The organism is Thiomicrospira cyclica ALM1, assembly GCF_000214825.1.
Taxonomy (GTDB): domain Bacteria; phylum Pseudomonadota; class Gammaproteobacteria; order Thiomicrospirales; family Thiomicrospiraceae; genus Thiomicrospira; species Thiomicrospira cyclica.
Genome location: NC_015581.1, coordinates 1039046 through 1053798, shown reverse-complemented (window position 1 = coordinate 1053798; position 14753 = coordinate 1039046). Strand labels below are relative to the sequence as shown.

At 47.1% G+C, this 14753-nt stretch carries 21 protein-coding genes; 20 read left to right on the top strand and 1 reads right to left on the bottom strand.

Annotation, left to right across the window (positions count from 1 at the left end):
• Positions 1-63 precede the first annotated feature (63 nt).
• The 11 genes from THICY_RS04635 to THICY_RS04585 all read left to right on the top strand — a co-directional run bounded on the left by THICY_RS04635 (position 64) and on the right by THICY_RS04585 (position 4580).
• The gene (locus THICY_RS04635) at positions 64-294 is read left to right on the top strand and encodes a hypothetical protein (protein WP_013835453.1); all 231 of its coding nucleotides are present in this window, start codon (positions 64-66) and stop codon (positions 292-294) included.
• Entirely contained in the window at positions 291-665 is a 375-nt protein-coding gene (locus tag THICY_RS04630) for a PIN domain-containing protein (protein ID WP_013835452.1), read from the top strand. Before THICY_RS04635 ends, THICY_RS04630 begins: the two co-directional genes overlap by 4 nt.
• Positions 666-936: 271 nt before the next feature.
• A complete protein-coding gene (locus THICY_RS08875; protein WP_407635092.1) occupies positions 937-1407 on the top strand; it encodes a GIY-YIG nuclease family protein in 471 nt (156 codons plus the stop codon).
• 170 nt (positions 1408-1577) lie between these two features.
• Positions 1578-1808: a hypothetical protein gene (locus tag THICY_RS04620; RefSeq protein ID WP_013835450.1), complete on the top strand. Its 231-nt coding sequence runs from the start codon at positions 1578-1580 to the stop codon at positions 1806-1808.
• 3 nt (positions 1809-1811) lie between these two features.
• A complete protein-coding gene (locus THICY_RS04615) occupies positions 1812-2195 on the top strand; it encodes a type II toxin-antitoxin system VapC family toxin (protein WP_013835449.1) in 384 nt (127 codons plus the stop codon).
• A gap of 396 nt (positions 2196-2591) precedes the next feature.
• Entirely contained in the window at positions 2592-2870 is a 279-nt protein-coding gene (locus tag THICY_RS04610) for a BrnT family toxin (protein ID WP_013835448.1), read from the top strand.
• Entirely contained in the window at positions 2854-3072 is a 219-nt protein-coding gene (locus THICY_RS04605; protein WP_013835447.1) for a hypothetical protein, read from the top strand. The genes THICY_RS04610 and THICY_RS04605 overlap by 17 nt, the downstream gene beginning before the upstream one ends.
• A 355-nt stretch (positions 3073-3427) precedes the next feature.
• Positions 3428-3670 (top strand): type II toxin-antitoxin system Phd/YefM family antitoxin, encoded by a 243-nt coding sequence (locus tag THICY_RS04600; protein ID WP_013835445.1) that lies wholly within the window; start codon positions 3428-3430, stop codon positions 3668-3670.
• Between the two features lie 4 nt (positions 3671-3674).
• Entirely contained in the window at positions 3675-3938 is a 264-nt protein-coding gene (locus THICY_RS04595; RefSeq protein ID WP_013835444.1) for a Txe/YoeB family addiction module toxin, read from the top strand.
• 200 nt (positions 3939-4138) lie between these two features.
• The gene (locus THICY_RS04590) at positions 4139-4378 is read left to right on the top strand and encodes a hypothetical protein (protein ID WP_013835442.1); all 240 of its coding nucleotides are present in this window, start codon (positions 4139-4141) and stop codon (positions 4376-4378) included.
• The gene (locus tag THICY_RS04585) at positions 4365-4580 is read left to right on the top strand and encodes a PIN domain-containing protein (RefSeq protein WP_013835441.1); all 216 of its coding nucleotides are present in this window, start codon (positions 4365-4367) and stop codon (positions 4578-4580) included. Before THICY_RS04590 ends, THICY_RS04585 begins: the two co-directional genes overlap by 14 nt.
• Before the next feature lie 320 nt (positions 4581-4900).
• Here THICY_RS04585 and nadB read toward each other — a convergent pair whose 3' ends face one another.
• Entirely contained in the window at positions 4901-6466 is a 1566-nt protein-coding gene (gene nadB, locus THICY_RS04580) for an L-aspartate oxidase (RefSeq protein ID WP_013835440.1), read from the bottom strand.
• A gap of 100 nt (positions 6467-6566) precedes the next feature.
• Between nadB and THICY_RS04575 the strand changes: the two genes are divergently transcribed.
• The 9 genes from THICY_RS04575 to acpS all read left to right on the top strand — a co-directional run bounded on the left by THICY_RS04575 (position 6567) and on the right by acpS (position 14752).
• Positions 6567-7037 carry a SoxR reducing system RseC family protein gene (locus tag THICY_RS04575; RefSeq protein ID WP_013835439.1) on the top strand — a complete coding sequence of 157 codons (471 nt, stop codon included), beginning with the start codon at positions 6567-6569 and terminating at the stop codon, positions 7035-7037.
• Positions 7021-8451, top strand: coding sequence for a DegQ family serine endoprotease (locus tag THICY_RS04570; RefSeq protein ID WP_013835438.1), 1431 nt, complete (start codon positions 7021-7023; stop codon positions 8449-8451). Before THICY_RS04575 ends, THICY_RS04570 begins: the two co-directional genes overlap by 17 nt.
• A 142-nt stretch (positions 8452-8593) precedes the next feature.
• Positions 8594-10405: a translation elongation factor 4 gene (lepA, locus tag THICY_RS04565; protein WP_013835437.1), complete on the top strand. Its 1812-nt coding sequence runs from the start codon at positions 8594-8596 to the stop codon at positions 10403-10405.
• Positions 10405-11175, top strand: coding sequence for a signal peptidase I (gene lepB, locus THICY_RS04560; RefSeq protein WP_013835436.1), 771 nt, complete (start codon positions 10405-10407; stop codon positions 11173-11175). The genes lepA and lepB overlap by 1 nt, the downstream gene beginning before the upstream one ends.
• Entirely contained in the window at positions 11175-11870 is a 696-nt protein-coding gene (gene rnc, locus THICY_RS04555; protein ID WP_013835435.1) for a ribonuclease III, read from the top strand. Before lepB ends, rnc begins: the two co-directional genes overlap by 1 nt.
• Positions 11867-12778, top strand: a complete 912-nt coding sequence (gene era / locus THICY_RS04550; RefSeq protein ID WP_013835434.1) for a GTPase Era — start codon at positions 11867-11869, stop codon at positions 12776-12778. The genes rnc and era overlap by 4 nt, the downstream gene beginning before the upstream one ends.
• Positions 12775-13587 (top strand): DNA repair protein RecO, encoded by an 813-nt coding sequence (gene recO / locus THICY_RS04545; protein ID WP_013835433.1) that lies wholly within the window; start codon positions 12775-12777, stop codon positions 13585-13587. Before era ends, recO begins: the two co-directional genes overlap by 4 nt.
• Complete coding sequence (pdxJ, locus tag THICY_RS04540) at positions 13584-14345, top strand: pyridoxine 5'-phosphate synthase (protein WP_013835432.1); 762 nt, start codon at positions 13584-13586, stop codon at positions 14343-14345. The genes recO and pdxJ overlap by 4 nt, the downstream gene beginning before the upstream one ends.
• Positions 14342-14752 (top strand): holo-ACP synthase, encoded by a 411-nt coding sequence (acpS, locus tag THICY_RS04535; protein ID WP_013835431.1) that lies wholly within the window; start codon positions 14342-14344, stop codon positions 14750-14752. The genes pdxJ and acpS overlap by 4 nt, the downstream gene beginning before the upstream one ends.
• Position 14753 lies beyond the last annotated feature (1 nt).

Here is a 14753-nt window from a genome sequence, read left to right as displayed (position 1 = left end):
GGACATGACACGTTTATTTTCGGGTAAAATAAAAGTTTAACTTTGTTTTTATGGGGGTGTTAAATGCATGTAGAAGCTTTTGAAACGGATATTACCAGCCCTTTTATTGAGTTTAAGGACTACGCTCGTGTACTGAATAAGCATGTGAAAGTGTTTATTGTTACGGAAGATAGCCCCGGTCTAAATAATGAGTCAGCAAGTATTGCGGGTGCGCTTTCAAAGTATGCAAAACCTGAGCTTATGGATATAGAAAGGCAGATTGCTTGGCAGGCCGTTGCGGATGAAAAGGCATGAATTATTGCGATACGAACATTATATTGCGTTATTTGTTGGCAGATAATGATGAGCTATTTGCACGGGCGCTTGCCATTTTAGAAGAGAAGACGGTTTTTGTGCCGAATGAGGTTTTGGCTGAAGTTGTTTATGTCTTGACAAAAACTTACCAGGTTCCAAAGATTGATGCTTGTAAAACACTTGATCTTTTTTGTCAGAAAGAGAATGTGCTTTTGCAAGATGAAAAAATTGTTTCTTTAGCACTGAATTTCTTTGCTGAGAAAAATATTGATTTTGTTGATGCGTTGCTTTGTGCGGCTAGTAAATCAATCGGTGTTCAGGTTTTTTCTTTTGATAAGAAACTGAATAAATGCGTGACGCAGGACTGGTAGGCTTTAATCAGTCGAAGAATTATTCAGCATAATAACGCCTGTTTAGGCGTTTTTTTTTGTTGGTATGGGATTCCGGCCTGCGCCGGAATGACGAGGTGGTGTCACCCTGAACTTGATTCAGGATCTCTCGAGGGTTTGTACAGTCGGTTTGAGATCCTGACCTTCGTCAGGATGATGAGGTGGTGTCATCCTGAACTTGATTCAGGATCTCTCGAGGGTTTGTACAGTCGGTTTGAGATCCTGACCTTCGTCAGAATGACGGTGATGTTGGTTGGAGATTCCGGCCTGCGCCGGAATGACAGGAAAGGCGTCATCCTGGGATTTTATTTACGTCATCCCGGCATACCATTTACGTCATACCGGCATTTCATTTACGTCATACCGGCATTTCATTTACGTCATACCGGCATTTCATTTACGTCATCCCGGCGAAGGCCGGGATCTTTTGAGGGTTTGTATGCAGCCAGCCGTGTACATCTTGTCTAATGAAAATAATAAAGTGCTTTATATTGGCGTAACGTCAAATTTGGTACAGCGCGTATATCAACATCGCAATCATTTAGTTGATGGCTTTACCAAGCAATATAATGTTACGAAGTTAGTTTATTTCGAGGTTCATGAAGATATGTCTGAAGCCATTAAGCGTGAAAAGGCGTTGAAAAACTGGCATCGCGATTGGAAAAATAGGTTGGTTTCTGAGATGAACCCTGATTGGAATGATTTGTGGGATTCTATTGTTTGAAGTGTCGGTTGGAGATTCCGGCCTGCGCCGGAATGACAAAGGTGTCATCCTGAACCCAGCACCGTCATCCTGAACTTGTTTCAGGATCTCTCGAGGGCTTTCATGGTATTGGCTTGGTTTTAGGGTAGAATCAAAACTCACGGCTTGATAAACGCAATGAAGGAAAAGCTATGTTGAGAGAAATTATTAGACCGGATAACGAGTATTACAATTTGCATATTCCAAAAGAGTATGTTGGTAAGGATGTAGAGGTTATTGTGTTGCCGCTTTTTGATTTGGTTAAAACGACGCAAGTTGAAGAGCAGAAGACCTTTGACCCTATGGCGTTTTTTGGTGCGGCTTCAGTGAGTAAGGCAGATGTGGATGACTATTTATCGCAGACTAGAAGCGAATGGGATTAAGCGGTGAAAAACAAATATTTGCTTGATACCAATGTTGTCATCTATTTTTTTAATGGTCTTACCGATGATGGGACATTGGTTGATATTCTTCGTTCAAGTTTTAATATTTCGATCATCACGAAAATTGAGTTTTTGAGTTGGCAAAAACTTTTGAGTGATGTTGCTTTAAATGACAAAGCGATCGAGTTTATTTCAAATGCTACGGTTTATGAACTCGATGAGGTCGTGGCAAATCGTACTATTATAAACAGGCAACATTATAAAATTAAAACGCCTGATGCGATTATTGGTGCTACCGCGCAGGTGCATGGCTTTGAAATAGTGACCAATAATGTTGATGATTTCAAGATGCTAGATTTAAAGGTGACAACCGTTGAACTTAAGTAATATTCGCGTAAGCAGAGAAAGCTTTTTTGGTTGATATAAGTTTGTATGATCTAATCAAAGTAATGGCGGCGGCATTGTTGATGCCGTTGCCTTTTTTGTTTTTGGGGTATAAGTGGTAGGTTGGAGATTCCGGCCTGCGCCGGAATGACGCCTAATGTGCGCCGGAATGACGGGTAAGGTTTGAGATTCCGGCCTGCGCCGGAATGACGGGTAAGGTTTGAGATTCCGGCCTGCGCCGGAATGACGGGTAAGGTTTGAGATTCCGGCCTGCGCCGGAATGACGGGCGTGGTGCCGGAATGACGGTAAAAGTGTCATTTTCGCGCGTAGCGAAGCCTAAGAATGGTTCTCTGTATTATCTAGGTGTATACTGAATTGAAAATGAACTGGATGAAAGCGTGATTTTTGACTGGGATGAGAATAAGGCCAAATTAAATCTTCAGAAACATGGCGTTTCTTTTGAAGAGGCAAGCAGTGTGTTTTATGATGATCTTTCACGTACCGTTTTGGACCCATTTTCGTCTGTAGGTGAGTCACGTTTTTTAACACTAGGTTTGTCAGCGGCTATGAATATATTGCTTGTGGTGCATACGGCAGTAGAAGAAAATTGTATTCGTATCATAAGCGCAAGACTGGCTACTAAAGCCGAGAGGTGGAAATATGAGCAATATCGATGATGATATGAAAGATGAATATGATCCAGCATTGTTTGATAGTGCGGAGGTTGGCAAGTATGCCGAACGCTTGCGACAAGCGTCAAATGTGGTGATTGTAGAACCTGATGTGGCTGCAGCATTTCCCAATAATGCGGCGGTTAATAACGCATTGCGAGAGCTGTTGAAACTTGCAAAGCAGGTTAATGTTCCAAACCACGCTTGATTTTAAAAAGTTGGATAGCGTTTTGCGCCGGATGGAATCCGGCGTTTTTGTTTTTGGATCTTTCGAGGGTTTGCACAGTCGGTTTGAGATTCCGGCCTGCGCCGGAATGACGGTGGAGTCATCCTGAACTTGTTTCAGGATCTCTTGAGGTTTTGCACAGTCGGTTTGAGATTCCGGCCTCCGCCGGAATGACGGTGGAGTCGGTAGGAGATTCCGGCCTGCGCCGGAATGACGAGGTGGTGTCATCCTGGACTTGATTCAGGATCTCTTGCGAAGTGTAAACAGATAGACTTGTAGTGGCGTACGTTATGACGTACACTTAGGTTTTGATGATTATTCTATTGAGGTGTTTTAAATGACGTCTTTAAATTCTACGGCGGCACGTGCCAATTTTTATGGTTTGATTGCGCAGGTCAACGAATCACATGAACCCATTACAATCATAGGTAAGAAAGGCAATGCGGTGCTCATTTCTGAAGAGGATTGGAGCGCGATTAATGAAACCTTGTTTTTGTTAAGTACGCCTGGGATGCGTGAATCGATTGTTGAAGGTTTGAAAACGCCTGTTGAAGAGTGTGATACTGAGTTAGTTTGGTAAGCCAATGAGTTGGAAGCTGGTTTATACCAAGCAGGCGGTTAAGGATGCAAAAAAGCTGAGTGCCAGTGGGTTGAAGTCTAAAGCGCAAGCATTGCTCGAATTAATTCAACAAGATCCTTTCGTTACGCCTCCGCGTTTTGAAAAATTGGTTGGCGATTTAGCAGGTGCCTATTCAAGACGTATTAATATTCAACATCGCATTGTGTATCAGGTGCTAGAGGACGAAAAACTTATTAAAGTTATTCGCCTTTGGACGCATTATGAGTGAGATTCCGGCCTGCGCCGGAATGACGGTGATGAAAGCCGGAATGACGGTGATGAAAGCCGGAATGACGGTAAAGGCGTCACCCTGAACCCAGCACCGTCATCCTGAACTTGATTCAGGATCTCTCGATAGATTCACAGTTGGCGTTAAGTGTGCGATTTGGGTAATATAGGGTTTGGCTTGTTAGTTGAGAGGGTTTGATTATGTATGCCGTTGAGTTTGAAACCGATGTTGTGTCTGAGTATGTGCGTATTCCGAATTTTGAGCAGTTTAAAAACCAGCATGTGAAGGTGATTGTGTTGAGTGAGCAGGCTAATGTGTCCCAAAGTGTAGCTGGAGTAGAAAGGGCAGATGTGCTTGATTTTTCAGCTTTTAAGGTGAAGGCTTTTAAAAACTGTGATGCGCTGGCTTATCAACAGGCGATGCGTGATGAGTGGGAATGATCGTTATTTGCTCGACACCAATGCGTTAATTTATTTATTTGAACATGGGCTTGTTTTACCAAAATCAATACTTTTTTATTCGAGTATTTCGAAGATTGAGCTGTTAGCATATCCAAGCTTGGATAAGGCTGATGAAAGTAATATTCGTTCGGTTCTTGCTTTGATGCAAGAAATAAGGCTAAGCTATGATGTTGTTGAGTAAACGATTCATATTCGCAAGGCGGGTTCGTTGAAGTTGCCAGACAGTTTGATTTTGGCTTCTGCGCTGTCTGAAAGGTGTTTGTTGGTTAGCGATGATAAAAAGTTACAAGCACATAAAAATGTGATTTCTATTGATAGGTTTATGGGTGTTTTTAAGTAATATTTTGTGTCGGTAGGGTTTGGTTGTGTGTTTTGAAATGCCGGGTTGAATCCGGCGTTTTTGTTTTTGGGGTATGTGTGGTCGGTTGGAGATTCCGACCCGCGCCGGAATGACCGTGTTAAATGCCGGAATGACGAAAAAGGTGTCGGAATGACGGTATCTTAGGGGGTTAGTATCGTCGCGGTGCTGGCGGGTTGTAACTCCGGATAATCAAGGTTGTAATGCAGACCGCGACTTTCTTGGCGTTTTTGCGCCGATAGCACCATCAGTTTCGCCACCAGGGTTAAATTGCGCAATTCCAGTGTATCGACATCCAGTAGGTGATGGCGATAAAACTCTTCTACTTCCGTTTCAAGCGTTTGAATACGACGCAATGCACGGGCTAAACGGCTGTTAGTGCGTACGATGCCGACATAATCCCACATAACTCGTCTTACTTCGTCCCAATCATGGGTGACCAATATCCGTTCTTTGGCTTGACTCACTTTGCTGGTATCCCAGGGTTTCGGATCTTTGCTGGGCTGGGTGAGCGGTTGGCTAAGAATATGCTGTCGTGCCGCTTCGGCAAATACCAGGCCTTCTAACAGTGAATTGCTGGCCAGGCGGTTGGCACCATGTAAGCCGGTGTAAGCGGTTTCGCCAATTGCATAGAGCCGTGGCAAATCGGTTTGACCTTGCAGATTAGTCACCACACCACCACAAGTATAGTGAGCCGCAGGCACGACCGGTATCGGCTGTTGGGTGATATCAATGCCCACTCTTAAACAGCGTTGATAGATGGTCGGGAAGTGGTTTTTTAAAAACTCGGCCGGTTTGTGGCTAATGTCCAAATAGACACAGTCTATACCGCGGGTTTTCATTTCTTGGTCGATGGCGCGAGCAACCACGTCACGAGGCGCCAGTTCACCATCGGGGTGGTATTTGTGCATAAAGGCCTCGCCATTGGCCAGTAGCAAGCGACCGCCTTCACCCCGCACCGCTTCGGTAATTAAAAATGAGCGGTCTTGCGGGTGGTAGAGGCATGTGGGGTGGAATTGATTAAATTCCATATTGCCGACGCGACAGCCCGCGCGCCAAGCCATGGCTATGCCATCACCGGTGGATGTGTCTGGGTTGCTGGTATATAAATAGGCTTTTGATGCGCCACCGGTGGCGAGTACGGTGACGGCGGCTTTCAGTGGGAAAATTTTCCCGGCCGCTTTATCCAACACATAGGCGCCAGTGCATTCCTGGCGTTCGCGGTCGAGTAGTAAATCGACCGTCATGTGATTGGGGAGTAGGGTGATGTTGTCACTGGTGTGTACTTTTTGAATAAGGGTGTCGATAACACTTTGGCCAGTGTGGTCGGCGGCATGGATAATGCGTCGATAGCTGTGGCCACCTTCTTGGGTCAGGTGAAAGGGAAAACTACTATCCGGTTGCAGCGCCGGGCTAAAGGGCACGCCCATTTGAATCAGTTCTTGAATCGCTTGATGAGCGTTTTCGGCTACAAAACGTACCGCGGGTTCTTCACACAAGCCGGCGCCAGCAATTAGTGTGTCTTGCACATGGGCATCAACGCTATCAAACGGGTCGAGCACTGCGGCAATCCCGCCTTGTGCGTATTGGGAGCTGCCTTCACTTAAATTGGATTTGGCTAATACAGTAACCCGGTAGTTTTGGGCGAGTTTAAGGGCGAGAGATAGACCGGCGATGCCGCTACCAATAATAAGAATGTCTGTATTCAAAGAATGTGCTGCCTGATTAGTAATAGCAATATGGTAGCATAGAAGCTTGAAATATTAAGCGACGTCACTATAGAACAACTGCGAATGAAGGTGAATAAGGTTGAATGAAGATTTAATCGCCCAGGGGCGGGTGGTGCGTATTGAGGGCCAATGGGCTTGGGTGCAAACCCAGCGTGAATCGGGATGTCACTCCTGTCAATCGCAAGGCAGTTGCAGTACGGGCACCTTATCGCGTTGGTTAGCGCAATCGACCCAGCAGGATGTGAAGGTGGCAGTGGTGCCGGGCCTGCTGGTTGGACAGCAAGTGGCGTTGCGTCTGCCGGGCGGGCGTTTGGTGTGGCAGGCGTTTTTGGCCTATGGCTTGCCGTTGGTGACCTTTGTAATCGGCGGTTTATTGGCCGGTTGGCTGTGGCCCGCATCCGGTGAGTTTGTGATAATTTTAGGGAGCCTACTAGGGCTGGGGTTGGCTTGGTGGGGCGTATCCAAGTATCATCAACCCTCAATGCCGGTAATCGACCGTATTTTAGAAACCCAAAACGGATCTGAGAGGAACTATGAAACAAGCCATTAAACGATTATTAGTTTTAAGTTGTGTCGCTTTGCCTTTATGGTTGCCGGCTAAGAGTTTCGCCCAGACGCCTGCCTCATTTCCTGACTTCACCCAGTTGGTAGAGCAGAACCATCAGGCGGTGGTGAATATCTCGACGACGCGTACGGAGCGACGCAATACCCAGCAGCCACAAGGTCAGATTCCACCCCAGTTTAGGGGGATGCCAGAAGAGTTTTTGCGGCACTTCTTTGGCTTTGATCCGCGCCAAGAATCCCAACCACGCCGAGGGCCGGAGCGTCGTGCTCAGTCAGTGGGTTCCGGGTTTATTATTAGCGACGATGGCTATATTTTAACCAACCATCATGTGATCGATGATGCTGATACGATTATTGTGCGTTTGAGTAATCGTAAAGAGTATCAAGCCGAGTTGATTGGTAGTGACCCACGTACCGATGTGGCTTTGTTGAAAGTAGATGCCGAAGCTTTGCCAGTAGTGCAAATTGGGAATTCGGAAGAGTTACGCGTGGGTGCTTGGGTTTTAGCCATTGGCGCACCGTTTGGTTTGGATTACACCGTGACTAAGGGGATTGTGAGTGCCAAAGGGCGTAACCTTCCAGACGACAGTTATGTGCCATTTATTCAGACCGATGTGGCGATTAACCCGGGTAATTCGGGCGGTCCGCTCATTAATCTGAATGGTGAAGTGATCGGCATTAATGCGCAAATTTTCACCCGTAGTGGTGGATTTATGGGCTTGTCATTTGCGATTCCGATTGAGATTGCGATGAATGTGGTGGAGCAGTTGCGCGAAACCGGTCAAGTAGCGCGGGGTTATTTAGGGGTTCAGGTACAAGAGGTAACCAGTGACTTAGCGCGTTCGTTTAATATGGATTCGCCGCAAGGTGCCTTAGTGGCGCAAGCCTTTCCGGGCTCGCCAGCCGAACGTGCCGGCATTCAGTCGGGTGATATTATTTTGAAGTTTAACGACAAAGTGATTGAAAAATCGACTGATTTGCCACCGGCGGTAGGGATCACGCCGATTACCAAAGAATCGGAAGTGTTGATTTTGCGCCAGGGGGAAGAAATTATTATTCGTACGCAATTGGCGCCGTTAGATAACATGGCGAGTGCCAGTACTCAGTCGGCACCAGCGATGTCTAGCGAAGTGTTGAATGTGATGTTGCGTCCTTTGGACAGCGAGCAGTTGCAAGAGTTGAGTATTCCGTTTGGGGTGGAGATTGAGCAGATGCGTGAAGGTTTGGCAAGCCGTAGCGGTTTAATCCAGGGCGATATTTTGGTGAGTATTAACTTTCAACCGTTGCGCAGTATTGAAGATGTCGATAAAGTCTTGAGTGCGGTGCCAGCGGGTCAGTCGGTACCTTTGCGGGTGATTCGTAATGGCCGTTCTAACTTTATCGCGCTAACACTGGAGTAGGCGCATGATGGCTGGTGCATTGGCAGAAATTAGCGTAAAATAACGCCAATTTTACCGGTTTGCCAGGCCTGGTTATCAGCAGGTCTGGTCAAGTAAGGGTGCAATCGCACCCTTTTTTATTGAGTTTTTGCTTGGAGTACGCATGTCGCAACCCTTATCTCATATTCGTAATTTTTCGATTATCGCCCACATTGACCATGGCAAATCGACCATTGCTGATCGTTTTATTCAGCATTGTGGTGGCTTAACGGAACGCGAAATGGATAAGCAGGTGTTGGATTCGATGGATATTGAGCGCGAACGCGGCATTACCATTAAAGCCCAAAGTGTGACCTTGTTATATAAAGCTAATAATGGTGAAACCTACCAGCTGAATTTTATCGATACGCCCGGCCACGTCGACTTTTCTTATGAGGTATCGCGTTCGTTAGCGGCCTGTGAGGGGGCGTTGTTGGTGGTGGATGCCTCGCAAGGGGTGGAGGCGCAAACGGTTGCCAACTGTTATACCGCCATTGAGCAAGACCTTGAGGTGATTCCGGTATTAAACAAGATTGACTTGCCAGCGGCAGAGCCGGAGCGGGTGAAGCTAGAAATTGAAGAAATTGTTGGTATTGATGCTTCGGAAGCGGTATCGGCCAGTGCCAAGGCGGGTATTGGTATTGTTGAAACCTTGGAAGAGTTGATTAAAAAAGTGCCGGCACCGGTGGGTGATTTAGACGCACCGTTTAAGGCGCTGATTATTGATTCTTGGTTTGATAATTATTTGGGTGTGGTGTCGTTGGTGCGGGTGATTGATGGCAAGATTGCCAAGAAAACCAAAATGCGCGTGATGTCGACCGGTGATGATTATGAAGTGACCGATGTGGGCATTTTCACGCCTAAGCGCAGTCCACAAGCGTTTTTGGGTGCCGGTGAAGTGGGTTATGTGATTGCCGGGATTAAAGACATCGATGGCGCGCCGGTGGGCGATACCTTAACCGATGCCAAAAATCCGGTTGCCGAGCGTTTGCCTGGTTTTAAGCCGGTACAGCCACGCGTATTTGCCGGTTTGTTTCCGATAAGTTCGGAAGATTATGAGGATTTACGTGAGGCCTTGCGTAAATTACGTTTGAATGATGCGGCGCTCAACTTTGAACCTGAAACCTCTGAGGCCTTGGGCTTTGGTTTCCGTTGCGGCTTTTTGGGGATGCTGCACATGGAAATTATCCAGGAGCGTTTAGAGCGCGAATATAACTTGGATTTGATTAGTACGGCGCCGACGGTGGTTTATGAGTTGTTGACCAAAAAAGATGAAGTATTGAAGATTGATAACCCGTCCGAATTGCCGGATGTGGCTACCATTGCTGAGATTCGTGAACCGATTATTCAAGCCAATATTTTGGTGCCGCAAGAGTATATCGGTGCGGTGATGAAATTGTGCATTGATAAGCGCGGTGTGCAAAAAGCTATGAGCTATGCCGGTAACCAAATTTCGATTAGTTTTGAGTTGCCCTTAAACGAGGTGGTGTTAGACTTTTTTGACCGTTTAAAATCCAATACCCGTGGTTATGCGTCGATGGATTATGAGTTTAAGCGTTTCCAAGCCGATGATTTGGTGAAGGTAGACTTTTTAATTAACGGCGAGCCGGTCGATGCTTTGGCGGTAATTACGCACCGTTCGATGGCGGTGACTCGCGGTAAAGAAATGATTGAAAAGCTCAAGGACATTATCCCACGCCAAATGTTTGAAGTGGCGATTCAGGCGGCGATTGGTGGTAAGGTGATTGGTCGTACCAATGTGAAAGCGATGCGTAAAAACGTGTTGGCCAAGTGTTATGGTGGCGATGTGTCGCGCAAAAAGAAATTGCTCGAGAAGCAGAAAGAAGGCAAGAAGCGTATGAAGACGATAGGGCGCATTGAGTTGCCGCAAGAAGCCTTTATGGCGGTGTTAAATACCGGAGGCAGTGATAAATAATGAATTTTGAATTAATTTTAGTCTTAGTGACCGTTATCACCGGGGTGCTGGTGTTGATTGATCGGATGGTGTGGAAGAAAAAACGTGAGCACTCGGCGGTTACCCAAAATGTACCGATTGTGATTGAGTATGCACGTTCGTTGTTTCCGGTTTTTTTAATTGTGTTGGTGTTGCGTTCTTTTATGATCGAGCCGTTTCGGATTCCATCCGGTTCGATGTATCCGACCTTAGAAATTGGTGACTTTATTGTGGTCAACAAATATTCCTATGGGGTGCGTTTGCCGGTGTTGCAAAGCCGAGTGATTCCAGTTGGTGATCCGCAGCGTGGTGATGTGGCTGTGTTCCGTTATCCGCTGGACCCGAATGTCGATTATATTAAACGGATTGTTGGGGTGCCGGGCGATCGCATTACCTATGTGGATAAGGAGTTATTTATTAATGGTGAGCCGGTGCCACAAGAACCGATTGGACGCTACATCGGTTTAAATTCGGGTTCGGTGATGACCGGGGCACGCCATTTGCGTGAAACTCTGCCGGATGGTCGCAGTTATGAGATTTTGATTGATCCAGATCGTCGTGGTATGAATGTCTATGATGTGGTGGTACCGGAAGGTTATTATTTTGCGATGGGCGATAACCGGGATCACAGTGCCGATAGCCGCAGTTGGGGCTTGGTGTCTGAAGAGTTTTTGAAAGGCCGTGCCTTTGCGATATGGATGAATTGGGATCAGGGTTTGCAATGGAATCGTATTGGGCGAGGGATTGAGTAATGGCGGGTCAAGCAGAACGCCAATTTAAATTACGTCAATTATCGACTCGGTTAGGCTATAGCTTCCAAGATGAAACTTGGTTGGAGCTGGCCTTAACCCATCGCAGTGCTGGGGCTAAAAATAACGAACGCTTAGAGTTTTTAGGCGACAGTTTGGTTAACTTTATAATTGCCGACTTGTTGTTTGAGCAGTTTACCAATTTACCCGAAGGGGATTTAAGCCGTATTCGTGCCCATTTGGTGAAAGGCGAAACCCTGGCCAAGCTTTCCAGAAAACTGGCTTTGAGTGATATGTTGACCTTGGGGCCGGGTGAGTTGAAAAGCGGCGGTTATCGACGCGAGTCGATTTTAGCCGATGCCTTAGAAGCGATTATTGCCGCGGTTTATCAAGATGGTGGTTTGCAGGCCTGCCGGGCGTTTGTGGAACGCTTGTATGCTAATAAGTTGTGTGAGTTAGACCCGCAAAAAGTCGGCAAAGACCCCAAAACTCGCTTGCAGGAATGGTTGCAAGCGCAACAGCATCCGCTACCGGAATATAGCATTATTAGTGTTAATGGTGTCGCCCACGCTCAGGTGTTTACCGTGGCTTGTTATGTGTCGCCATTGAATACCAAATTTGAAGCGACCGATACCAGTCGACGCAAGGCCGAGCAAAAAGCCGCAGAAATCGCCCTAGAGGCGTTAGGACAAGTATGAGCGAACAGCAAACACCTTTTAAAGCGGGTTTTGCCGCCGTTGTTGGCCGCCCAAATGTCGGCAAATCAACACTAATGAATGAGTTGTTGGGGCAGAAGCTGAGTATTACTTCGGCCAAACCGCAAACCACGCGCCACCGAATTCATGGCATTTTTACCGCCGAAGATCACCAAATTGTGTATGTTGATACCCCAGGGCTGCATTTGGGCGGCGAGAAATCGATTAACCGCTATATGAATCGTGCCGCTCGCAGTGCCTTTAATGGTGTTGATGTGATTTTGTTTGTTGTTGAAGCGCCGAAGTTTACCCGTGAAGATCGTGCCGTTGCCCAGCAGTTAGCCGAAGCCGAGGTGCCGGTGATTTTATTGGTGAACAAGATTGATAAGATTAAGCACAAGGCCGATATGATGCCCTATTTGCAACTGCTGGGACAGGCGGTGAAATTTGATAGCTTAATTCCGGTTTCGGCGTTTAAAAAAAGCGGCTTGGATTTGATTGTCAAAGAAGTGTTAAAACGCTTGCCAGAACAACCAGCGATTTTCCCGGAAGATTATATTACCGATCGTTCGACCAAGTTTTTGTTAGCCGAAATTGTGCGTGAAAAGTTAATGCGTTCATTGGGAGAAGAAGTTCCTTATGGTGCGACAGTAGCGATTGAGCAATTTGAAATGGACACCGAGCAAGACCGTTGGTTTGTTAATGCGTTGATTTTAGTCGAGCGTGAAGGCCAAAAACGGATTGTGATTGGCGATAAGGGCGAGCGCATTAAAGAGATGGGGCGTCAGGCCCGAATGGATATGGTGGCGATGCTTGAAAAACGTGTGCACCTGGAATTGTGGGTGAAGGTGAAGCAAAACTGGTCGGATGATGATCGCGCCTTAGCGAGTTTGGGTTATACCGATTTGTGAGCGTCATTCAACAGCCGGCCTATGTATTACACACGCGGCCTTATAAGGAGACCAGTTTACAGGTCACTTTATTGATGCCTCAACAGGGCAAGCGGTTTGCCACTTTTCGGGGCGTGCGCCAAGCGTCTAAAGCCGCGCGCCAAAAGCAGGCCTGGTTACAGCCGTTTCAGCCGTTGCAGGTGGCGTGGCAAGCAAGTCCATCCAACCAGGACTGGTTAATGCCTAGCCATTTGGAGGCTTATGGTCAGGTGCATTGGCTGAGTGGTGAAGCCAATTTGTGTGGTTTGTATCTTAATGAGTTGTTATATAACTCTTTGCCACTGGCGCAACCTTGCGAAACCCTGTTTGTGGTCTATATCGAAACCTTACAGGCGCTGAGTAATCAAGCCAAAATGGATAAGATCAGCCCAGCGACCTTGAATCGCGCCCAGCAGGCCTGGTGGTTACGTCGTTTTGAGTGGTATTTATTACAAGAGCTGGGTTATCCCTTACACACTTGGTTGACTGAGCAAACGTATGGCTTTGTAGCGGGTGCGGCGATTGACCCGCAACGCCCGTATCGATTACGTCCGCAGACCTTACCCGAGCTTGCTGATCATCAAGCGGAAGTTTGGGATTTGCCTGGAGCCGCGTTGCTTGCTTTATTAGATGAGCAGGCGGGTAGTGCTGGGCAGATAGATTTGCGCTTGCTTGCCGCGCTGAAACGAGTGTTTCGTGCCCATCTGGATCTTTTTTTAGCCGGACGCCCGCTTGGGAGTCGGCAGTTATTACAAACCTTTTTAACGACTGCAAAGGATACGTCCTCATGAATGCGACTTTAACCCCGGTTTTAAATCCCATCTTCCTTGGCTTAAATATTGACCATGTGGCCACCTTGCGCCAAGCCCGTGGCACCCGTTATCCTGATCCGGTTAAAGCCGCTTTAGATGCTGAAATGGCTGGGGCGGATAGCATTACCTTGCATTTGCGTGAAGATCGCCGTCATATTCAGGATGCTGATGTTTATCGCTTAAAAGCTTGCTTGCAAACTAAGATGAACTTGGAGATGGCGGTTACCGAAGAAATGCTGGCCATTGCTTGTGATGTGCAACCGGAAGATGTGTGCCTAGTACCGGAAAAGCGCGAGGAATTAACCACTGAGGGTGGTTTGGATGTGGCGGGTCAGCAGGCCTGGTTAACTGAGGCGTGTGACCGCTTAGCGCAAGCCGGTTGTCGGGTGTCGTTATTTATTGATGCTGATGAAACTCAGATTCGTGCCGCTAAGGCAGTAGGGGCACCAGTAATTGAATTGCATACCGGTCGTTATGCTGATTTACCAACCGCCGCAGAGCGAGCGCAGGAACTGATCCGCATTCGTGATGCGGCCGAGTTTGCGCATGGGTTAGGTTTGGTGGTCAACGCCGGTCATGGCTTGCATTATCATAATGTCGAGGCTATTGCACAGATTGCTTGTATCGAGGAATTGAATATTGGTCATGCGATTGTGGCACAGGCGATTTTTAGCGGCTTGCCCGAAGCGGTGCGCGAAATGAAGCGTTTAATGCGTGATGCGAGAGCGGCAATTTGATCAAAGGTATCGGTACCGATTTGGTAGAGCTGGCGCGGATTGAGCAATTAATGGCACGTCAGGGTGATGCCTTTGCCAAACGCTTGTTAGCCGAGGCCGAATGGGACGATTACCAGGCCTGCTTAAGGCTTTCTGAACAGCATTCGCATTCGGTGCAACAGGTCAAGTTTTTAGCGAAACGTTGGGCGTTTAAAGAGGCGTTGGCTAAGGCCTTAGGTACAGGTATTGCACAGGGCATTAGTTTTAAGCAGCTGATGTTAGGTCATGATGATTTGGGTAAGCCGATGGCTAGTTTAACCGGTGCGGCGTTAGCGCGAGCTGAAGATTTGGGGATTAGTGATTGGCAGGTGTCAATCAGTGACGAACGCCACTATGCGGTGGCGTTTGTGATTGGACAAGGCGATTAAA

What these genes read in the sequence shown, in the direction of transcription:
- lepA (WP_013835437.1), top strand. Translation starts at nt 8,594, where the DNA reads ATGTCGCAACCCTTATCTCATATTCGTAATTTTTCGATTATCGCCCAC.
- THICY_RS04635 (WP_013835453.1), top strand. Translation starts at nt 64, where the DNA reads ATGCATGTAGAAGCTTTTGAAACGGATATTACCAGCCCTTTTATTGAG.
- lepB (WP_013835436.1), top strand. Translation starts at nt 10,405, where the DNA reads ATGAATTTTGAATTAATTTTAGTCTTAGTGACCGTTATCACCGGGGTG.
- THICY_RS04620 (WP_013835450.1), top strand. Translation starts at nt 1,578, where the DNA reads ATGTTGAGAGAAATTATTAGACCGGATAACGAGTATTACAATTTGCAT.
- THICY_RS04605 (WP_013835447.1), top strand. Translation starts at nt 2,854, where the DNA reads ATGAGCAATATCGATGATGATATGAAAGATGAATATGATCCAGCATTG.
- THICY_RS04585 (WP_013835441.1), top strand. Translation starts at nt 4,365, where the DNA reads ATGAGTGGGAATGATCGTTATTTGCTCGACACCAATGCGTTAATTTAT.
- THICY_RS04630 (WP_013835452.1), top strand. Translation starts at nt 291, where the DNA reads ATGAATTATTGCGATACGAACATTATATTGCGTTATTTGTTGGCAGAT.
- THICY_RS04600 (WP_013835445.1), top strand. Translation starts at nt 3,428, where the DNA reads ATGACGTCTTTAAATTCTACGGCGGCACGTGCCAATTTTTATGGTTTG.
- THICY_RS04595 (WP_013835444.1), top strand. Translation starts at nt 3,675, where the DNA reads ATGAGTTGGAAGCTGGTTTATACCAAGCAGGCGGTTAAGGATGCAAAA.
- rnc (WP_013835435.1), top strand. Translation starts at nt 11,175, where the DNA reads ATGGCGGGTCAAGCAGAACGCCAATTTAAATTACGTCAATTATCGACT.
- era (WP_013835434.1), top strand. Translation starts at nt 11,867, where the DNA reads ATGAGCGAACAGCAAACACCTTTTAAAGCGGGTTTTGCCGCCGTTGTT.
- THICY_RS04570 (WP_013835438.1), top strand. Translation starts at nt 7,021, where the DNA reads ATGAAACAAGCCATTAAACGATTATTAGTTTTAAGTTGTGTCGCTTTG.
- THICY_RS04590 (WP_013835442.1), top strand. Translation starts at nt 4,139, where the DNA reads ATGTATGCCGTTGAGTTTGAAACCGATGTTGTGTCTGAGTATGTGCGT.
- pdxJ (WP_013835432.1), top strand. Translation starts at nt 13,584, where the DNA reads ATGAATGCGACTTTAACCCCGGTTTTAAATCCCATCTTCCTTGGCTTA.